The sequence below is a fragment of the Streptomyces sp. NPDC050564 genome, from assembly GCF_044457265.1.
In the GTDB taxonomy this organism is placed as follows: Bacteria; Actinomycetota; Actinomycetes; order Streptomycetales; family Streptomycetaceae; genus Streptomyces.
Genome location: NZ_JBITGS010000020.1, coordinates 21,221 through 37,615, shown reverse-complemented (window position 1 = coordinate 37,615; position 16,395 = coordinate 21,221). Strand labels below are relative to the sequence as shown.

Here is a 16,395-nt window from a genome sequence, read left to right as displayed (position 1 = left end):
GGTGCCGTGCGTTGTTCTCAGCGCGGTGTCGCGAGCAGTTGCGGTGCGTCGGCGTCGGTGCCGTGCCCGGTACCGAAGTACGGGGACTTGCGGACCCACTTCGCCCACGCGGCGGCCACGAAACCGGAGATGATCATGGCAGTGGGGGCGAGCAGCAGGAACCACCCGTTGTCCGCGCTGACTTCGAGATGGTCGGTGGAGGTGTAGAAGGACCAGCCGAGGTAGCCGCCGAGCCCGAGCAGCGCCGCGGCACTCAAGGAGGGCAGCACCACGGCCCGTATCCCCTGCCGCCAGTCCTCGCGCAGCAGCCCCCGGAAGCGGACGGCGGCCGCGAGCGCGGTGAGCGCGTAGGAGAGGGCGACGACGATTCCCACGGCGTTGACCGTCGCCATGATCATGTCGGCCAGCCGCGGGATCACCAGGGCGAGCCCGGCCACGGCCGCTGCCAGCGCGCCGATCAGCAGCGTTCCGGCCGCCGGAGTCCCGTACCGGGCGCTCACCTTGGACCACACCGGTCCGAGCGTGCGGTCCCGGCTCATCGCGAACATTCCGCGCGCCGTCGGGATCACACCGGCCTGGAGCGAGGCGACGGCCGAGAACATCAGGGCCACCAGTGGCAGCGCGGCCAGCGGCTGTGAGGCCAGCCGGTCGCCGAAGAACGCCAGCCCCTCGGCGCCGTGCCCGGCCAACTCCGGCTCGGACAGCACGCGTTGGAAGGCGACGGAACCGAGCAGGAAGAGCCCGAGCATCGTCACCAGCGTGATGGTCCCGGCCCGCGAGGCGTCCCGGGGGTCGCGCACCTCCTCGTTCACGGTGAACGCCGCCTCGAAGCCCCAGTAACAGAACACCGAGAGCAGCAGCCCCTGCGCGAGCGCCGATGCCGAGGGGATCTCGAACGGGTTGAACCAGCTCAGGCTGAATGGGTGCGGCCCGGTGGCGATGCCGTATCCGTAAAAGCCCAGCAGGACGACGTACTCGAAGACCAGCAGCCCGCTCTGCAGCCGTGCGGCGGTCTTGACGCCGGTGACCGCGGTGAGCGTGACGGCGACGAGGATCACGATGCCGACCGCGGTCGTCTGCGCGGTGGAGCCCGGGTCGAGCACGAGGCCTGCCACCGTGTGCAGCCCCGCCTCACCGGCGAGTTGGAGCATCGCCGAACCGGTCACGGCCGTGGTGTAGGCGAGAAAGGCCACGGTGGCCACGATGTTCACCCAGCCGACCAGGAAGCCGAGCCAGGGGGTCAGGGAACGGCCCACCCATACATAGCCGTTGCCCGCGTTCGGCTCGACCCGGTTCAGCCGGGAGTAGGCGCCCGCGATCCCCAGGATCGGCAGGAAAGCCAGCAGCATGATGGCGGGCAGATGCAGCCCGACCACCCCGGCCGTCACGCCGAGTCCGATGCCGATGCTCGTGGTCGCCGCCGTACTCGAGGCGGCGATCGCGACGCCGTCGACGACGCCGAGGGACTTGCGCAGGGACGGGGGATCCACACCGTACGGCTTCTGCGTCATGGCCTGCTCCGATCGCACCCGGGGCCTGGTTCCGGCCCGATGACCGGAAATGAAACTGCCCGGGGGCTTAACAGGTCAACGCTGTTGACATAAGGTGCCCGCACCGGAGGGAGAACCCATGCCGTCCACGAACGACCGAGTCGTCCCGCCCGCCGCCCGTCGGCGCAGGCGCCCCACCAAGACGGGCGTCGTACTCTCCGAGGAACTGATCGTCGAGACGGCGCTGCGGCTCCTCAAGGAGCACGGCGCCGACGCCCTCACCGTCCGCCGCCTGGGCCTCGCCCTCGGCGCCGACCCCAGCGCCCTCTACAGGTACTTCCGCGACACCGACGACCTGCTGCTCGCCATCGCCGACGAACTCATCGGCCGAACGCTGCGCACCTGGCATCCCACCGGGGACTGGCGCGCGGACCTGCGGGACCTCGGCCTGCGGATGCACTCCGGGTCCCTCGCGCACCCACAGGCCGCAGTGCTCAGCTCCTACCGCGTGACGGGCCGGGTGCACGAGATCGAGGCCGTCGAGACGATCCTCGGCGTCCTGCGCGGCGCGGGCTTCCCCGATCCCGAGGCCGTACGGATCTACCACGCCTTCGTCGACCAGGCGCTGGCGTTCGCCGCGCTCGACGCTGCGAGCATCGCCCTTCCCCGGACCGCGCGCGAGGCGGAGGCGGGCGTGTGGCGGGCGACGTACGCCCGGCTGCCCGGCGACACATACCCGCACATCGCGGCGACGGCCCGCCATCTGGTGGCGGACATGCGACGCAGCGCGTATCCGGCGGCGCTGGACATGCTGCTGACCGCGGCGGCGGCGCGGCTGGAGGAGATCACGGAGCACGGGAACACGCAGACGCTCCCTGGGAGAACGCCTGGCGCGTCACACTGAGGAGCGCTCAGCCGTCATCCCCGTAGACCTGTCCCCACGACGTCCACCGTCACCCTCGTAGACCTGACCGTACGACGGCCACCAGGAGGCTGCCCGACGATGAACCCGCCCGCCCGTACCCCGAAGCAGCGCAAGCTGGACACGCTCAACCGGCTGGAGAACGACGAGGACGCGTGGGTGTCCACGGCCGACGGCGACGGGGGACCTCCGTATCTGATTCCGCTGTCGTTCCTCTGGGACGGCGCGACTCTGCTGCTGGCCACCCCGGCCGCCAGTCCCACCGGCCGGAACCTGCGGACGACCGGCAGGGCCCGCCTCGGCATCGGCCCGACCCGCGACGTGGTCATCGTCGAGGGCACCGCAGCGACGCTGGAACCGGCCGAGCTGCCGGAGGGAGTCGGCGACGCCTTCGCCGCGAAGACCGGCTTCGACCCGCGCCAACTCGCCACCGCCTACCTCTACTTCCGCATCACCCCGCAGCGCGTACAGGCCTGGCGCGAGGCCAATGAGATCTCCGGACGCGACCTCATGCGTGACGGCGCGTGGGTGGTGGCCGACTGAAATCGCCGGACGGGGTACCCGGGAGCGCGGAGCAGTCGGTGGCAGGAGGCCGCCCGCGCCCGGGAACCCCCTACGGAGGACACATGGCATTGGTCACGGCAGGCGTCGTAGTGCTGGACTGCTCCGAGCCCGAGAAGCTCGCCACCTTCTACAAAGAGCTGCTCGAGGCCGAGGAGACGGAGGCGACCGCCAACCGTGTGGAGATCAAGGGTGCCGACGGCATGCGGATGGCGTTCCGCCGCGACGTGACGGCGACGCCGCCGAGCTGGCCGCGCCCCGAGAATTCCCTCCAGGCCCACCTGGACTTCCATGTGGCGGACCTGGACGAGGCGGAACGCCGGGTCGTCGGCCTCGGCGGGCGCCCGCTCGATACCAAGGACGCGGCCGGCCCGTACGAGGAACGGGGCTACGCCGACCCGGCCGGGCACTCCTTCACACTGCGCCGGGCGGTGCGCCCGACAGCGCCCAAGCAGGGGTGACTTCCGGCGGGGCTTGACCTTCGGCCACGGACGGGGCTTCAGCCCCAGGCGCCCTTGTGGTTTTCAGCCCTCCGTCCCCGGGGTCTTCAGCCTGATCTTGCGAGGTACCCCGGGCGTTCACGCCTGGGAGGAATCGCATCCCGTGGCGGTGACGCGGAGTTTCGCAGCAGCTTCTTCTTCGGGTGCGGAGCGCCCGTATCGCTGTCCGGCGGAGCCGGAGAAGGAGCATGAGGCGTACATGTGCGCGACCGGTCGCGTGGTCGTGTGGGGCATGTACGGGGTGGGGTGGTTTGTATGCCGAGAGGGTTAGGGTCGGCGTCATGAAGCTGGTGGTGCGGGTCAAGCTGCTGCCGACGCCCGAGCAGGCGGCGGCACTTGAGGCGACGCTGACCGCCTGCAACGAGGCCGCCACCTGGGCCGCGTCCGTCGCCTTCGAGGAGGGGGTGCGCAAGAACCTGGCCCTGCGAAAGCTGGCCTACCAGGACATCAAGACCCGGTGGGGGCTGGGGGCGCAGGCCGCCCAGCACGCGATCAAGAAGACCTGCGACGCCTACACCACTTTGAGGGCCAATCTGCGGGCCGGCCGGTACGGCAAGCCGGGATCGAAACGCCACACCCGCGCCTCGGGCAAACCGGTCGCCTTTCGCCCCAAGGCCGCCCAGCCCTACGACGACCGGATGTTGTCCTGGCAGCACGAGGCTCGCACCGTGTCGATCTGGACCACGGCGGGCCGGATGAAAAACCTCGCCTTCACCGGACAGGCCGAACAGCTTCAGGTCCTGGCCCGGCACCGCCAGGGCGAGTCCGACCTGCTGCACCAGTGCGGGAAGTGGTACGTGATCGCGACCTGCGAGATGCCCGAAGCCGCGCTGAACACCCGCCCGGTCGCCTTCCTCGGCGTGGACCTCGGCATCGTGAACATCGCCGCCACAAGCGACGGTGACCGCCACTGCGGGCGCCGGATCAACCGGAAACGGGAGAGGGACCGCGAGCTGCGACGCAAACTGCAGCAGAAGCAGACCAAGTCGGCCAGGCGGCGGGCGAGGAAGTACGCGGGTAAAGAGGCCCGCCGTAACAAGGACATCAACCACAAGATTTCGAAACGGATCGTGGCGGAGGCTGAACGCACCGGTCGCGGAGTAGCTCTGGAAGATCTGAAGGGCATTCGCGAGCGGGCCCGGCTGAAAAAGCCCCAACGCACCACGCTCCACTCCTGGACCTTCGCGCAACTCGGCGCCTTCATCGCCTACAAGGCAAGGAAGGCCGGAGTGCCGGTGGTGTACGTCGATCCGGCGTACACCAGCCAGGAATGCTCCCAATGTCATCACATCGAACGCGGCAACCGGCTCTCACAAGCCCGGTTCGCCTGCCGGTCCTGCGGATTCGTTGATCACGCGGACCGCAACTCGTCCCACAACATCGCCCACCGCGGGTGGATGGCGTCGGTCTGCGGGGTCCAGTCAGCGGCCCCTGAACTCACGTTCATCGCGTGAGTTCTGGACGCGGCCAGCCCCATCACCGCCAGTGATGGTCACGAGCTGCAAGCCCGGGAATTCATTCCCCGGGTCGTTGACTCCCGGCCGTCCTTGTCCGGGGACGGCCACACACCCGTGGAGCGCTCGATGGCCTTCGCGCCCGCGCGGTCCACCGCGCTACGGACGACCGCGAAGATCGCTCCCTGGAGGGCGGCGGCGAGCAGCACCTCGCCCCAGCCGCGGTCCCGGTCCAGCGCGTCCGGCGCATCCTCCTCGTGACGTATCGCCTTCCAGCTCTGCTGGAACGCGAGTCCCGCGAGGGCGCCGCTCGCCCAGCTCAGTACGAAGCCCAGAGGCTTGTAGGCGAGGGGGAGTTTGAGCTTCTTCCGCTTCTGGGACACCTGGGTCTCCTTTGCCTCTTCCGGTCAGGGACGCCCCACGCCGGAACCTCTGGACCCTCCGGTACCGTCCCGGCGCGGTCACGTCGACGGTGTCACCGTATCCGGGCGTCTGGTAGAGGTCGTGGGCGTACGCCCACAGCACCTGGTACCCGGGAGATGTTCCCCGATTCCCGCCGGGCCCGCGGTGTGAGGCAGGCGGGCCTGGGAAACCGTCCGGTGTGGGCAACGACTCGACGGAACCGCCGAAACGTTCGGACCGCAAGACCCGCGTCACCGTGCTGGTGGCCCTGGGCGCCAACCTGGTGATCGCCGTGGCCAAGGCGGTCGGCGGCCTGGTTGCGGGCTCACCCGCGCTGCTCTCGGAAGCGGCGCACTCCGTGGCCGACAGCATGAACGAGGTGTTCCTGCTGGCCGCCCTGCGGCGCAGCCGTCGCCCCGCCGACCGACGGCACCCGTTCGGTTACGGCAAGGAGCGGTTCTTCTGGTCGCTGCTCGCGGCCGTCGGCATCTTCGTGATGGGCGGCTGCTTCTCCTTCTTCCAAGGCTTCGAGGCCCTCAGGAACGGCGCCGAGGAGTCGTTCCACGGCTATGTTGCGGGGTTCGTGGTCCTCGCGGTGGCCCTCCTCGCCGAAGGCGCCTCGCTGGTGCGCGCGCTGCGCCAGGTGCACCAGCAGGGTCGTGCGAGCAGCATGCGGGACCCCGCGCTGCGCACGGTCGTCGCCGAGGACGGCACAGCGGTGCTCGGCGTGACCCTCGCGGGGGCCGGCATGGCGCTGCACATGGTCACCGGCCAGGTCGTGTGGGAGGCCTCCGCCTCCCTCGCCATCGGGGTGCTGCTCGTGTACGTCGCCTACCGACTGGGCCGTGACTCCCGTGACCAGCTGATCGGGCAGGCCGCCGACGAGGAGCAGAGCCACAGGATCCGTGCCCTGCTGGAGGCGCAGCCCGAGATAGACAGTGTGGAGGCGCTGCTGACCATGCAGCTGGGACCCGATTCGACCCTGGTGGCCGCCCGTATCGACCTCGTCCCGGGGCTCGACAGCGAGGAGGTCGAAGACGTCGCCGTCCGCATCAAGCGCTCCATCGCCCACACCGTCCAGCAGGCCGACCAGATCTTCCTCGACGTCACCGACGCACCAACGGCGCGAGCGGCCGCGCCCGGCGACGCGGCAGGGAAAAGCCCCGCCGCGACGGGGGAGCGCGGCGGGGCCTGACGCTCGGGTGCCCGAGGGGCGACGGATCATGCGCACGAATCCGAGGGAATTTCCGTGGGGTGCGGCCGAGGCTCGACCCGAGGTTCCTCGGCGTCCGTCGCGGGGCTGGCTGTCCGGGAGGGGCCTCGGGGTCCGTCGAGGGGCTGTCCCGGAGAGTCCTCGGGGTCCGACGAGGCACGCTCCCCGAGGTCTCTCGCCCCTTCACCCCGTGAGATACGCCAGCACCGCCAGGACCCGCCGATTGTGCTCCTCACCCGTCGCGAGTCCGAGCTTCGCCATGATCGAGCCGACATGGGTCTCCACAGTCCGCTCGGTCAGCCACAGCCGCCGTGCGATGCCCAGATTGGTGCGTCCCTCGGCCATCAGCCCGAGCACCTCCGCCTCGCGGGCGGTGAGGGAGGCCAGGGGATCCCGGTGCGCGCCCAGCATCCGGGAGACCACCTCGGGGTCGAGAGCGGAGCCGCCGGCCGCGACGCGTCGCAGTGCCTCCAGGAAGTCCTCCACGTCGAAGACGCGGTCCTTGAGGAGATAGCCGAACCGTCCCTGCGCGACCAGCTCCACCGCGTTGCGGGTCTCGATGTGCTGCGAGAGGAGCACGATGCCCAACTCGGGAAAGTCGTCGCGCACACGCCGCGCGGCCCGGGCCCCGTCGTCCGTCAGGTCCGGCGGCATCCGGATGTCGATGACCGCCAGATCGGGTCGCGCCTCGGCCACGGCGGCCACCAGCGAGGGGGCGTCGCCCGCTCGCCCGACGATCTCGTGCCCCGCGTCCGCGAGCAGGCGCGCGAGCCCTTCCCGGAAGAGCGCCGAGTCCTCGCCGATCACGATACGCATGGCAGCACCGCCTCCACGGTCGTTCCGGCACCGGCCCCGCTGGTGATGTGCAGCCGCCCGCCGAGCGCGGCCACTCGGTCGGTCAGTCCCGAAAGCCCGGAGCCGGTACGGGGGTTGGCACCGCCCCGCCCGTCGTCGCGCACGGTCACCCGCACCGCACCGTCCCCGTCCTCGCGCACGACGACTCGGATGCTCGCCGCCTCCGCGTGCTTCACCGCGTTGGTGACGGCCTCGCTCGCCACGAAGTACGCGGTCGTCGCGACGTCGTCGGGCAGTGCCCGTCCGTCGAGCCGCCAGTCCAGCCGCACCGGCGCCCGCGCGGCGAGCGCCTCCAGCGCGGGGCCCAGTCCGTCGTCCAGCGAGCTGGGCCGAAGGCCGTGCGCCAGCTCGCGCAACTCCGAGACGGCGGTGCCGAGTTCGGCCACGGCCTGGTCGAGCAGCCCGTCCATGTCGACCGTGCCGTCGTCGAGGTGACGCTGGGCGAGCCGCAGCGCCATGCCGAGCGTGACGAGCCGTGACTGGGCGCCGTCGTGCAGGTCTCGCTCCAGGCGCCGCCGTTCGCGGTACCCGGCGCGCAGCAGCCGGCTCCGGCTGGCCTCCACCTCACCGAGCGCGCCCGCGAGTTCGGCCCGCAGCCGTACCGTCTCGACGAGCGAGGCACAGGCGGTGGCGACCTCGCGCGGACACGACCCGTCGATCACGCCGATCACCCGCCCCGCGGCGCGGACTTCAAGGCCCGACGTGACCCGTACGCCGTCGCAGTCCCTGAACTCCGTTCCGCCCGGCAGCAGATAGCCCACGCGCAGCTCGGAAGCCCGCAGCGCGCTCCGCAGCGCTTCCTCCAACTGCTCGGGACGCGCCCGACCCTCGTGCACCGAACGCTCCAACGCCCGTACGGCAGCCAGCGCTGTCTGACGTGCGGGATAGAAGCGCCGGTCCACTCGTCGCCGTACCCGGTTCTTGACCGGGACCAGCGCCGTGGCGACCAGCGCCGTCACGGCGGACGCCAGGACCGCGCTGCCCCGGCCCAGCGCCAGACCCCCGGAGGCGGCGGCCGCGCTGTACACGGCGAGCAGCCCCGCCGTGACCACGGCCCAGGTGACCACCGCGCTGGCGGCGCGGTCGACGTCGTACAGGTCGTGCCGCAGGATCGCCAGCGCGGTCAGCGACGGCACGCCGAGATAGAGCGCGACGAGCCCCAGCCAGATGAAGACCCCGACCTCGCCGAACAGCAGGTAGTCCGTCCAGCAGAACAACAGCGTGCCCGGCAGCGCGACAGCGCCGAGGGCGAACCATTTCACCTGGGCCCGCTGCACCGGTTCGGCCGTGCAGTAGCGGCGCCGCATCACCAGCATCGAGGCGACGAGCAGCAGCATGAGCAGCCCGAGCGAGACGTACGCCACCCACATCAGCGACGGGGGCACGGTCGGCAGCGGGTGCTCGAAGTCCTCGAAGGGCGGGTCGTACGGGGTGGGGTCGAGCGCGGCGAGCACGTCGAAGACGACCGGGTCGATCAGGACTCCGTACAACACCAGGCGCGGGAAGCGGCCGGGCGGCAGACGTCCGTCCGGGAAGACCAGCACGAGCAGCATGACCGGCACGTACCACAACGTCCAGAGGCCGGCGCCGAGTTGGTGGACGGTCTCGGCGCCTGGCAACAGCCGCGAGCGGTCGACGCTCACCTGGCCGTAGGTGTCGCCGAGCATGATCAGCGGGGGTACGAGGCCGATGAGCGTGAGCAGAAGGCCGACCGGGTTGGCGGGACGGCGGCTGGACACGAACAGGCCGAGGCCGGTGGAGAAGGCCCCCACCACGGCCGCTCCGACGACGGTGAGCACGTCCCCGGCGGTCGGCGCGGGATCCAAGAACAGCAGCGCGCAGCCCCCGGCGGTCACGAGCGCCGTCGATGACGCGATGACCAGGGAGAGTCGGCGGGGCCAGGGCATGCGTTCACGGTAGGACCGGAGGGCCGGCGTCGGTATCCGTACTGGCACGCAGGATCTGCCCGTGGCAGCTCCGATGTGGCGCCGACCCGCTGCGCGCGACAGTGCGGTGACGCACCATCACGTCGGACGTCGGGAGACCGCCATGACCGCCCACACCACCACAGCAGAACGCCCCGCGCAGACCCTGCCCTCGCCCCGACTGCGGCCCTTCGCCACGCTCGCCCTGGTCGCGGTCGTCGTCGGACAGGTGATGAACTTCCTGCTCACCTGGCTGGCGCCGGGCGGGGACCCCAGCGAGGGCAACTCGTACGACAAGGTTGCCGACAACCGGGGCGCCTTCTGGACGCTCTACGCCTATGGAGGCGTGGGCATCGCCGTGTTCACCGTCGGCCTCGCGGTCGCCGTCTGCATCCTGGTGCGCGAGCGCGGGGCCGCACTCGCCCGGATCGGCTCCGTGGTCGCGGTGCTCTCGGTGGTTTTCCTGGCGGCGGGGCTCGCCTCGATCGCCGCCGTCTACTCGTACGCGACCGACACCGCCGCCCTGAACGAGCCGACCGGACGCGCCTTCGTGCACTACGTCAATGCCCACGACGGCCAAGTCATGGGCCTGGTGGCCCCTGGCGCACTGGCCACCCTTCTGGCGACGCTGCTCATCACCGTGGCCCTGCTGCGCTCGCGCGTGCTCCCGTGGTGGATCTCGGTGCTGTTCCTCGTCGGTGGCCCGCTGGGCTTCGTCTTCTCGTCGGGGACCTCGGGAGCGGTGGCGGCGCTGCCGGGTGCGGTGTCGGCGATCCTGATCGCCGCACACGCGTGGCGGCGCACTGCCGCCTGACCAGGGGGGAGTGGCCCGCACCGGCGCGGGGGGCCGGTGCGGGCCATCGCCGTGCCGGTGACCCGTCAGTCGGTCGGCTCCAGTACGAAGACTGGGATCTCCCGGTCGGTCTTCTTCTGGTAGTCGGCGTAGGGGGGATACGCGGCGACCGCGCGTTCCCACCACAGGGCCTTTTCCTCGCCGGTGATCTCACGAGCAGTCAGTTCATGGCGCGTGGGGCCGTCCTGGAGCTCCACACGCGGATCGGACTTGACGTTGAAGTACCAGACGGGGTGCTTGGGGGCTCCGCCCAGTGAGGCGACCACCGCGTACTGGCCCTCGTGCTCGACGCGCATCAGCGGGGTCTTGCGGATCTTGCCGCTCTTGGCGCCACGGGTCGTGAGAATGATGACGGGCAGGCCCGTGTCCATCAGGGTCGTGCCCTTGGTGCCGCCGGAGCTCTCGTACAGCTCCACCTGTTCCCGCACCCACTGCGTCGGGCTGGGTTCGTACTCGCCCTCAAGAGGCATGAATTCCGTCCCATCGTCGCGTTGTACCGGTCGTGTCTCGGCACGATTCAACACCAGTAGGCACCCGAATCTTCCGCACCATTGCCTCGCGTGTGATCGCGTCCGAAGGACACCTGCGGCACGGTGGAGCCGTCCCCGCACACGGACGACTCGGGGCGGCCCCAGGTCCGGATGCGCCGATCACGCCTCGACGTATGCGTCGTGGTCGGGAGTTGCCGCGCCGGATGGGGGAGGGCGACGAGGACAGCCCGGCCGTTGCCCGTGCGTTCGGGTCCGAGGCCGACGCAGGCGAAGCGCTCAGCCCCCGGCGCCCCGGCCGGCTCCTCGATCGTCGCGTTGAGCCGGTCGAAGAAGTTCGTCGTCGCGATCCTTCGTCATTGCGGTGCAACCAGCATCCGTACGGCCAGCACCGTGATCACGACGCTCGACGCGAGCGCCGTCACCAGCTGTCCCCGGCGCCCCGTCAGGGCACGGCCGAGCAGTGCGCCACCCCCGGCGAGCAGCATTTGCCAGCTCGCGGACGCGGCGAAGGCGGCGAGGACGAACACTCCCTGCTCCAAGGGGCGCACCGCCTCGGCGGTACGGCTGCCGAGCACCAGCGCCGCGAAGTAGATCACCGTGGTGGGGTTGAGGAGGGTGATCCCCAGCAGCGCCAGATACGCGCGCGACGGGAGCAGCGGATCCGGCCCCGAGCGGGTGGCGAGCTGCTGCTCACGGTATTGGCGGTACGCGGACACCCCGCCCCGTGTCGCCAGCGCTGCCAGCATCAGCCCCGAGGCCCAGCGCAGCGGGAGCAGGACCGGCTGGAGAGCCGCCGCGAGCGCGGCACCGCCGACCGTGGCGACCAGGGCGTACACCCCGTCGGCGGTCGCGACGCCCAGCGCGGCGCAGACGCCGATCCGCAACGACGTACGAGCAGTGAGGGAGACGAGGTACGTCGCGACCGCTCCGACGGGCATGGCGATGCCGAAGCCCGCGAGAAGCCCCGCGACGAGCGCGGCGGTCACGACCGGGGAAGCGCGGGCCTTCGCGGTCGGCCGGGCTGCTGCTGGACCCGCACCGGACGAGCGGCGGCGGAAGTCGGCGGCAGGAAGGCTTCGATCGTGGACATGGGCAGATCCTGGGGCCATCGGATCTGCCCACGCAAGCGAATTACCTGAGAGCTACTCTGGAGAAGATCAGGCCATGTGTGCGCCACCAGGGCGACGACACACATGGGAAAACCGAGGAATTCGGCGGCGGGTCCCCCACACTTCGGCCAGATCGCGCGTCCGGCGCATCTGGCCGAACTTCACGTGGCCGTGTAGATGCCCCGGGCATCTAATGATGATCGGCAAGAGGGAACCAGCGCTTGCGAGGTCACCATGACAGAGCCCCTCAGGACTGAACCCCCCACGACGGAACCGATCGCCTTTCCCCAGGACCGTACGTGTCCCTACCACCCGCCCACCGCCTACGACCCGTTGCGCGAGGCGCGCCCGCTCTCGCGGATCTCCCTGTTCGACGGGCGCGCCGTGTGGGTGGTCACCGGCCACGCCACCGCCCGTGAACTCCTCACCGATTCGCGACTCTCGTCGGACCGCACCCTGCCCGCCTTCCCGGCGCCCACGGAGCGGTTCGCGGCGGTCCGCGACCGCCGCGTCGCGCTGCTCGGACTCGATGATCCCGAGCATCACACCCAACGCCGCATGCTGGTCCCGAGCTTCACTCTCAGGCGGGTCGCCATGCTGCGCCCGCGCATCCAGGAGACCGTGGACCGGCTCCTCGACCGGATGGCGGAGCAGGGCCCGCCGACGGACCTGGTGGACGCCTTCGCACTGCCCGTGCCCTCCATGGTGATCTGCGCCCTGCTCGGTGTCCCGTACGCCGACCACGACTTCTTCGAGGAGAAGTCCCGCAGACTGCTGCGCGGCCCCGCCGCGGCCGACATCAAGAACGCGCGCGACGAGCTGGACGCGTACTTCGGCTCGTTGATCGACCGCAAGCAGCGGGAGCCGGGCGACGGACTCCTCGACGAGCTCATCCACGATCAGCTGCGCGAGGGCGCGGTGGATCGGGAGGAGCTGATCTCGCTGGCCACGATTCTGCTCGTGGCCGGGCACGAGACGACGGCGAACATGATCTCGCTCGGTACGTTCACCTTGCTGAGGCACCCGGAACAGCTGGCCGAGCTACGCGCCGAGCCGACGCTGATGCCCGCCGCCGTCGAGGAGCTGCTGCGCTTCCTCTCCATCGCGGACGGGCTGCTGCGGGTGGCCACGGAGGACATCGAGGTGGCCGGGAAGACGATTCGCGCCGACGAAGGGGTGATCTTCTCGACCTCCGTCATCAACCGCGACGGGCACACCTTCGCCGAACCGGACGCCTTGGACTGGCACCGCTCGGCCCGCCAGCACATCGCGTTCGGCTTCGGTATCCACCAGTGCCTCGGCCAGAACCTCGCCCGGGCCGAGATGGAGATCGCGCTGCTGTCGCTCTTCGACCGGTTCCCCGGGCTGCGGCTCGCCGCGCCCGTCGACGACATCCCCTTCAAACCCGGAGACACGATCCAGGGAATGCTGGAACTCCCTGTGACCTGGTAAGAGGCTGCGGACATGAGCATCGAGATCTCCATCGACAAGGACGTCTGCATCGGCGCGGGCCAGTGCGCCCTCACCGCCCCGGGCGTCTTCACCCAGGACGACGACGGATTCAGCGAGCTGCTGCCGGGCCGGGAGGACGGGGGCGGCGACCCGTTGCTGCGGGAGGCGGCCAGGGCCTGCCCGGTCGGCGCCATCACCGTTTCCGAGACCTGAGCGTCGAGCGGGACCTGACAGCCGTGCGGGACCTGACCCCCCGGCGGGCCTGAAGGTCCTGAGAGGCCTCGACGTCACTTGTCCAGGACAGCCAGATCGAGTCGGCGCAGGCGTACGGGGTCGGCGATCACCTCGTACGCCGTGATCCGCTCGCCGTCGACCGTGAGGGTGAGGGCGATCAGCAGTCGGCCGCGCGGGGCGACGACCAGCCCCACGGTTCCGTCGACCAGCGCCAGTGCCGCATGGCGCGCCCGCTCGCGCAGGAGGACCGTCTCCTCCGCGACGGCCCGCGCACCGCGGACTTCTGTCGCCGTGCCCGCCGGCACGGCGGCGGGGTCCGCCCGGCGTACGACATCGGGGTCGAGCACCGCGAGCAGCGCGCCGAGGTCGCCGCCACGGGCGGCCGTGAGGAAGGCGTCGACCACGTGCCGGTGCCGGTCGAGCTCCGCGCCGGACACCACCGGCGTACCTCGCACCTTGAGGCGCGCACGGCTGGCGAGTTTCTTGGCGGCCACCCGCGAGCGGCCCACGACGGGAGCGATCTCCTCGAAGGGCACCGCGAACATGTCGTGCAGCACGAACGCGAGGCGTTCGGCGGGGCTCAGCGTGTCGAGGACCACGAGCAGCGCCAGTCCGACCGAGTCGACGAGCAGGGCCTCCTGCGCGGGATCGTCGGCGTCGTCGGCCTCCCCGACCGGGTCCGGGATCCGCTGCCCGACGAACTCCTCCCGGCGCGCGGCGCGTGAGCGCAGCATGTCCAGGCACACCCGGGACACCACGGTCCGCAGCCAGCCGGTCAGATTCTCGACCGCGCCGGCGTCGACACGGCCCAGCCGCAGCCAGGTCTCCTGGACGGCGTCCTCCGCCTCGCTGAGCGAACCGAGCATGCGGTAGGCCACCGCGTGCAGCTGACCGCGGTGCGCCTCGAACCGCCGCGCCAGCTCGTCGTGCCCGTCCATGGGTCACCTTTCCTTGTCGCGTTCCGTCACTCCTATGACGTACACGATCAAGTCGAGGTGACACAGACCATGCACACGTCGATGACCCGGTCGCGGGGTGCGACCCTGCTCCATCTGGATTCCAGCGTCAGCCGCTCCGCCGACTCGGTGAGCAGGCAGTTGACCGCGCTGTTCGCGCACGTCTGGCGCGAGGCGCACAGCGCGGACGGATACCGGCACCGCGACCTGTCCGCCGATCCCGTACCGCTGATCGGTCCGGCCTACGCCGCCCTCGGTCAGCGCGTGGAGCGGCAGGGCGTCGTTCCGCCGAGCAAGGTGGCCGCGCTGGTCGAGGGCGCGGCCGAGGAACGGGAATGGGCGCTCACCCGGCCGCTGATCAAGGAAGTGCTCACCGCGGACACCGTGCTGCTCGGCGTCCCGATGTACAACTTCTCCGTCCCCGTCACGCTGAAGGCGTGGGTCGACCGGGTGTCCTTCCCCGGCGCGTTCACCGACCCGGACAGCGGGGAGAGCCTGCTGCGGGACACGCGCGTGGTGGTGGTCATGGCACGAGGCGGCGGCTACGGCCCGGGCACACCCCGGGAGGGCTTCGACTTCCAGACCCCCTACCTGCGGGCGTACTTCGGCAACCTGGGAGTGCCCGGCGAGCATCTGCACCTGGTGGCCGCCGAGTTGACCCGGGCACAGGACATTCCCCAACTGGCCGGATTCAAGGGGCTTGCGGCCACCTCACTCGCGGCGGCACGGGCGGAAGTCACGGCGCTGGCCGCCGCAACAGCTGGAGCGGCCTGAGCGGTTGCCCTATCGCCGGGCTTCCACCAGCACGCGCGCCGCTTGTGCCGCTTGCTCGGCGGGTTCCGTGGTCCGCGTGATGCCCGCGGTCACCATGGCGCCCTCGGCGAGCAGATACAGCTGGTCCGCGAGGGGGGAGGGGAGCCCGGCGTCGGCCACCAGCCCTCGCAGGTATTCCTTGAACGCCCTTTTGTGGGCGCGGACTTGGGCGGTCACACGGGGCGAGGTGGCGCCGAGCTCCCCGTACGAGTTGATCCAGGCGCACCCGCGGAAGTCGGGCTCCGTGAACCACAGCCGGAGCCAGTCGAAGACGGCCTGGATCCGCTCTTCGGGCTCCTCGCACTGATCGACGTGCTCGGCCAGTCGCTGTCGCCAGCGGATGTCGCGCCGCTCCAAGTAGGCCTCGACGAGCTGCTCCTTGGCGGGGAACAGTTGGTAGAGCCGCTTGAGCGAGACGCCCGACGCGCCACGGATGTCGTCCATGCCGACGGTCTGTATGCCCCGCCCGTAGAACAGCTCCTCCGCGGCGTCGAGTGTCTGTTCCCGGGCGAGGGCCAGGGCCTGGTCCCGGGCGGCCGTGCTGTTCATACGGGCGGCTCCTTGACGTGAGAACGGTCGTTCTCTACATTAGCAGTCATGAGGAGAACGCTCGTTCTCTCTCTTCCCGGATCCTCTTCCCGGATCGACGAGACCGCCGAGATCAAGGAATCCCCATGAGTGACCGCCCGCCCGTGCCGCCCTTCACCCGTGAGACCGCCGCCCAGAAGGTCCAGGCCGCCGAGGACGCCTGGAACACCCGCGATCCCCACAAGGTCTCGCTCGCCTACTCCGAGGACTCGGTCTGGCGCAACCGCGACACCTTCGCCACGGGCCGTGCCGAGATCGTGGAACTCCTGACCGCGAAGTGGGCACGCGAGCGCGAGTACGCCCTGCGCAAGAACCTCTGGGCCTTCGACGGCAACCGCATCGCCGTCCGCTTCCAGTACGAGTGCCACGACGCCGACGGCCAGTGGTGGCGGTCGTACGGCAATGAGCTGTGGGAGTTCGACGAGCACGGTCTGATGACGCGGCGCGAGGCCAGCATCAACGACGTACCCATCGAGGAGAAGGAGCGCCGGATCTTCGGCCCGCGTCCGGAGTCGGAGCGGGGCGACACCTTCCCGGTTCAGTAGCGGCCCCGGACTCCGTACAAGTCCGTGTGTTC

18 protein-coding genes are annotated in these 16,395 nt (G+C 70.6%); 10 read left to right on the top strand and 8 right to left on the bottom strand.

The genetic code is table 11. The annotated features are described in order from the left end of the window. Window positions 1-17: 17 nt before the first annotated feature. Window positions 18-1,511, bottom strand: a complete 1,494-nt coding sequence (locus tag ACIBK0_RS29385; protein ID WP_399086457.1) for an APC family permease — start codon at window positions 1,509-1,511, stop codon at window positions 18-20. A 118-nt stretch (window positions 1,512-1,629) separates the two neighbouring features. Between ACIBK0_RS29385 and ACIBK0_RS29380 the strand changes: the two genes are divergently transcribed. The 4 genes from ACIBK0_RS29380 (at window position 1,630) to ACIBK0_RS29365 (ending at window position 4,927) form a co-directional block, all read left to right on the top strand. Next, window positions 1,630-2,394 (top strand): TetR/AcrR family transcriptional regulator, encoded by a 765-nt coding sequence (locus tag ACIBK0_RS29380; protein ID WP_399086454.1) that lies wholly within the window; start codon window positions 1,630-1,632, stop codon window positions 2,392-2,394. A gap of 99 nt (window positions 2,395-2,493) precedes the next feature. Beyond that, the gene (locus tag ACIBK0_RS29375) at window positions 2,494-2,955 is read left to right on the top strand and encodes a pyridoxamine 5'-phosphate oxidase family protein (protein WP_399086451.1); all 462 of its coding nucleotides are present in this window, start codon (window positions 2,494-2,496) and stop codon (window positions 2,953-2,955) included. Between the two features lie 83 nt (window positions 2,956-3,038). Further along, entirely contained in the window at window positions 3,039-3,434 is a 396-nt protein-coding gene (locus ACIBK0_RS29370; protein WP_399086448.1) for a VOC family protein, read from the top strand. 320 nt (window positions 3,435-3,754) lie between these two features. Further along, window positions 3,755-4,927, top strand: coding sequence for an RNA-guided endonuclease InsQ/TnpB family protein (locus ACIBK0_RS29365; RefSeq protein WP_399086445.1), 1,173 nt, complete (start codon window positions 3,755-3,757; stop codon window positions 4,925-4,927). A gap of 38 nt (window positions 4,928-4,965) precedes the next feature. Here the strand turns inward: ACIBK0_RS29365 and ACIBK0_RS29360 are convergent, their stop codons facing one another. After that, window positions 4,966-5,310 (bottom strand): DUF4235 domain-containing protein, encoded by a 345-nt coding sequence (locus ACIBK0_RS29360; RefSeq protein WP_399086442.1) that lies wholly within the window; start codon window positions 5,308-5,310, stop codon window positions 4,966-4,968. A 218-nt stretch (window positions 5,311-5,528) separates the two neighbouring features. Here ACIBK0_RS29360 and ACIBK0_RS29355 point away from each other — a divergent pair, with 218 nt between their 5' ends. Further along, window positions 5,529-6,524 carry a cation diffusion facilitator family transporter gene (locus ACIBK0_RS29355; RefSeq protein ID WP_399086439.1) on the top strand — a complete coding sequence of 332 codons (996 nt, stop codon included), beginning with the start codon at window positions 5,529-5,531 and terminating at the stop codon, window positions 6,522-6,524. A gap of 201 nt (window positions 6,525-6,725) precedes the next feature. On the opposite strand, the gene ACIBK0_RS29350 is transcribed toward ACIBK0_RS29355, so the two are convergent. Together ACIBK0_RS29350 and ACIBK0_RS29345 are read right to left on the bottom strand one after the other, a co-directional pair. Then, window positions 6,726-7,358 (bottom strand): response regulator, encoded by a 633-nt coding sequence (locus ACIBK0_RS29350; protein WP_399086436.1) that lies wholly within the window; start codon window positions 7,356-7,358, stop codon window positions 6,726-6,728. Next, entirely contained in the window at window positions 7,346-9,304 is a 1,959-nt protein-coding gene (locus tag ACIBK0_RS29345) for a histidine kinase (protein ID WP_399086433.1), read from the bottom strand. Before ACIBK0_RS29345 ends, ACIBK0_RS29350 begins: the two co-directional genes overlap by 13 nt. A gap of 142 nt (window positions 9,305-9,446) precedes the next feature. Here ACIBK0_RS29345 and ACIBK0_RS29340 point away from each other — a divergent pair, with 142 nt between their 5' ends. Further along, window positions 9,447-10,136 carry a DUF4386 family protein gene (locus ACIBK0_RS29340; protein ID WP_399086430.1) on the top strand — a complete coding sequence of 230 codons (690 nt, stop codon included), beginning with the start codon at window positions 9,447-9,449 and terminating at the stop codon, window positions 10,134-10,136. Between the two features lie 65 nt (window positions 10,137-10,201). On the opposite strand, the gene ACIBK0_RS29335 is transcribed toward ACIBK0_RS29340, so the two are convergent. After that, on the bottom strand, window positions 10,202-10,645 hold the full coding sequence (locus tag ACIBK0_RS29335) for a nitroreductase family deazaflavin-dependent oxidoreductase (protein ID WP_399086427.1): 444 nt from the start codon (window positions 10,643-10,645) through the stop codon (window positions 10,202-10,204). A gap of 374 nt (window positions 10,646-11,019) precedes the next feature. Further along, window positions 11,020-11,652, bottom strand: a complete 633-nt coding sequence (locus ACIBK0_RS29330) for a LysE family transporter (RefSeq protein ID WP_399086843.1) — start codon at window positions 11,650-11,652, stop codon at window positions 11,020-11,022. Window positions 11,653-12,009: 357 nt separating this feature from the next. On the opposite strand from ACIBK0_RS29330, the gene ACIBK0_RS29325 reads away from it, so the two are divergent. Continuing rightward, the gene (locus ACIBK0_RS29325) at window positions 12,010-13,227 is read left to right on the top strand and encodes a cytochrome P450 (RefSeq protein WP_399086424.1); all 1,218 of its coding nucleotides are present in this window, start codon (window positions 12,010-12,012) and stop codon (window positions 13,225-13,227) included. 18 nt (window positions 13,228-13,245) lie between these two features. Beyond that, window positions 13,246-13,440, top strand: coding sequence for a ferredoxin (locus ACIBK0_RS29320; RefSeq protein ID WP_399086840.1), 195 nt, complete (start codon window positions 13,246-13,248; stop codon window positions 13,438-13,440). 74 nt (window positions 13,441-13,514) lie between these two features. On the opposite strand, the gene ACIBK0_RS29315 is transcribed toward ACIBK0_RS29320, so the two are convergent. Beyond that, a complete protein-coding gene (locus ACIBK0_RS29315; protein WP_399086421.1) occupies window positions 13,515-14,399 on the bottom strand; it encodes a sigma-70 family RNA polymerase sigma factor in 885 nt (294 codons plus the stop codon). Window positions 14,400-14,468: 69 nt separating this feature from the next. Here ACIBK0_RS29315 and ACIBK0_RS29310 point away from each other — a divergent pair, with 69 nt between their 5' ends. Further along, window positions 14,469-15,191: an FMN-dependent NADH-azoreductase gene (locus ACIBK0_RS29310; protein WP_399086418.1), complete on the top strand. Its 723-nt coding sequence runs from the start codon at window positions 14,469-14,471 to the stop codon at window positions 15,189-15,191. A gap of 9 nt (window positions 15,192-15,200) precedes the next feature. On the opposite strand, the gene ACIBK0_RS29305 is transcribed toward ACIBK0_RS29310, so the two are convergent. Beyond that, window positions 15,201-15,779 (bottom strand): TetR/AcrR family transcriptional regulator, encoded by a 579-nt coding sequence (locus ACIBK0_RS29305; RefSeq protein WP_399086415.1) that lies wholly within the window; start codon window positions 15,777-15,779, stop codon window positions 15,201-15,203. 125 nt (window positions 15,780-15,904) lie between these two features. Between ACIBK0_RS29305 and ACIBK0_RS29300 the strand changes: the two genes are divergently transcribed. After that, the gene (locus ACIBK0_RS29300; protein WP_399086412.1) at window positions 15,905-16,363 is read left to right on the top strand and encodes a nuclear transport factor 2 family protein; all 459 of its coding nucleotides are present in this window, start codon (window positions 15,905-15,907) and stop codon (window positions 16,361-16,363) included. The last annotated feature ends 32 nt before the right edge of the window (window positions 16,364-16,395 follow it).

Bases quoted from the DNA above. Each gene is read 5' to 3' on its own strand.
- ACIBK0_RS29385 (WP_399086457.1), bottom strand. From the start codon at position 1,511: ATGACGCAGAAGCCGTACGGTGTGGATCCCCCGTCCCTGCGCAAGTCC.
- ACIBK0_RS29380 (WP_399086454.1), top strand. From the start codon at position 1,630: ATGCCGTCCACGAACGACCGAGTCGTCCCGCCCGCCGCCCGTCGGCGC.
- ACIBK0_RS29375 (WP_399086451.1), top strand. From the start codon at position 2,494: ATGAACCCGCCCGCCCGTACCCCGAAGCAGCGCAAGCTGGACACGCTC.
- ACIBK0_RS29370 (WP_399086448.1), top strand. From the start codon at position 3,039: ATGGCATTGGTCACGGCAGGCGTCGTAGTGCTGGACTGCTCCGAGCCC.
- ACIBK0_RS29365 (WP_399086445.1), top strand. From the start codon at position 3,755: ATGAAGCTGGTGGTGCGGGTCAAGCTGCTGCCGACGCCCGAGCAGGCG.
- ACIBK0_RS29350 (WP_399086436.1), bottom strand. From the start codon at position 7,358: ATGCGTATCGTGATCGGCGAGGACTCGGCGCTCTTCCGGGAAGGGCTC.
- ACIBK0_RS29345 (WP_399086433.1), bottom strand. From the start codon at position 9,304: ATGCCCTGGCCCCGCCGACTCTCCCTGGTCATCGCGTCATCGACGGCG.
- ACIBK0_RS29340 (WP_399086430.1), top strand. From the start codon at position 9,447: ATGACCGCCCACACCACCACAGCAGAACGCCCCGCGCAGACCCTGCCC.
- ACIBK0_RS29335 (WP_399086427.1), bottom strand. From the start codon at position 10,645: ATGCCTCTTGAGGGCGAGTACGAACCCAGCCCGACGCAGTGGGTGCGG.
- ACIBK0_RS29325 (WP_399086424.1), top strand. From the start codon at position 12,010: ATGACAGAGCCCCTCAGGACTGAACCCCCCACGACGGAACCGATCGCC.
- ACIBK0_RS29315 (WP_399086421.1), bottom strand. From the start codon at position 14,399: ATGGACGGGCACGACGAGCTGGCGCGGCGGTTCGAGGCGCACCGCGGT.
- ACIBK0_RS29310 (WP_399086418.1), top strand. From the start codon at position 14,469: ATGCACACGTCGATGACCCGGTCGCGGGGTGCGACCCTGCTCCATCTG.
- ACIBK0_RS29305 (WP_399086415.1), bottom strand. From the start codon at position 15,779: ATGAACAGCACGGCCGCCCGGGACCAGGCCCTGGCCCTCGCCCGGGAA.
- ACIBK0_RS29300 (WP_399086412.1), top strand. From the start codon at position 15,905: ATGAGTGACCGCCCGCCCGTGCCGCCCTTCACCCGTGAGACCGCCGCC.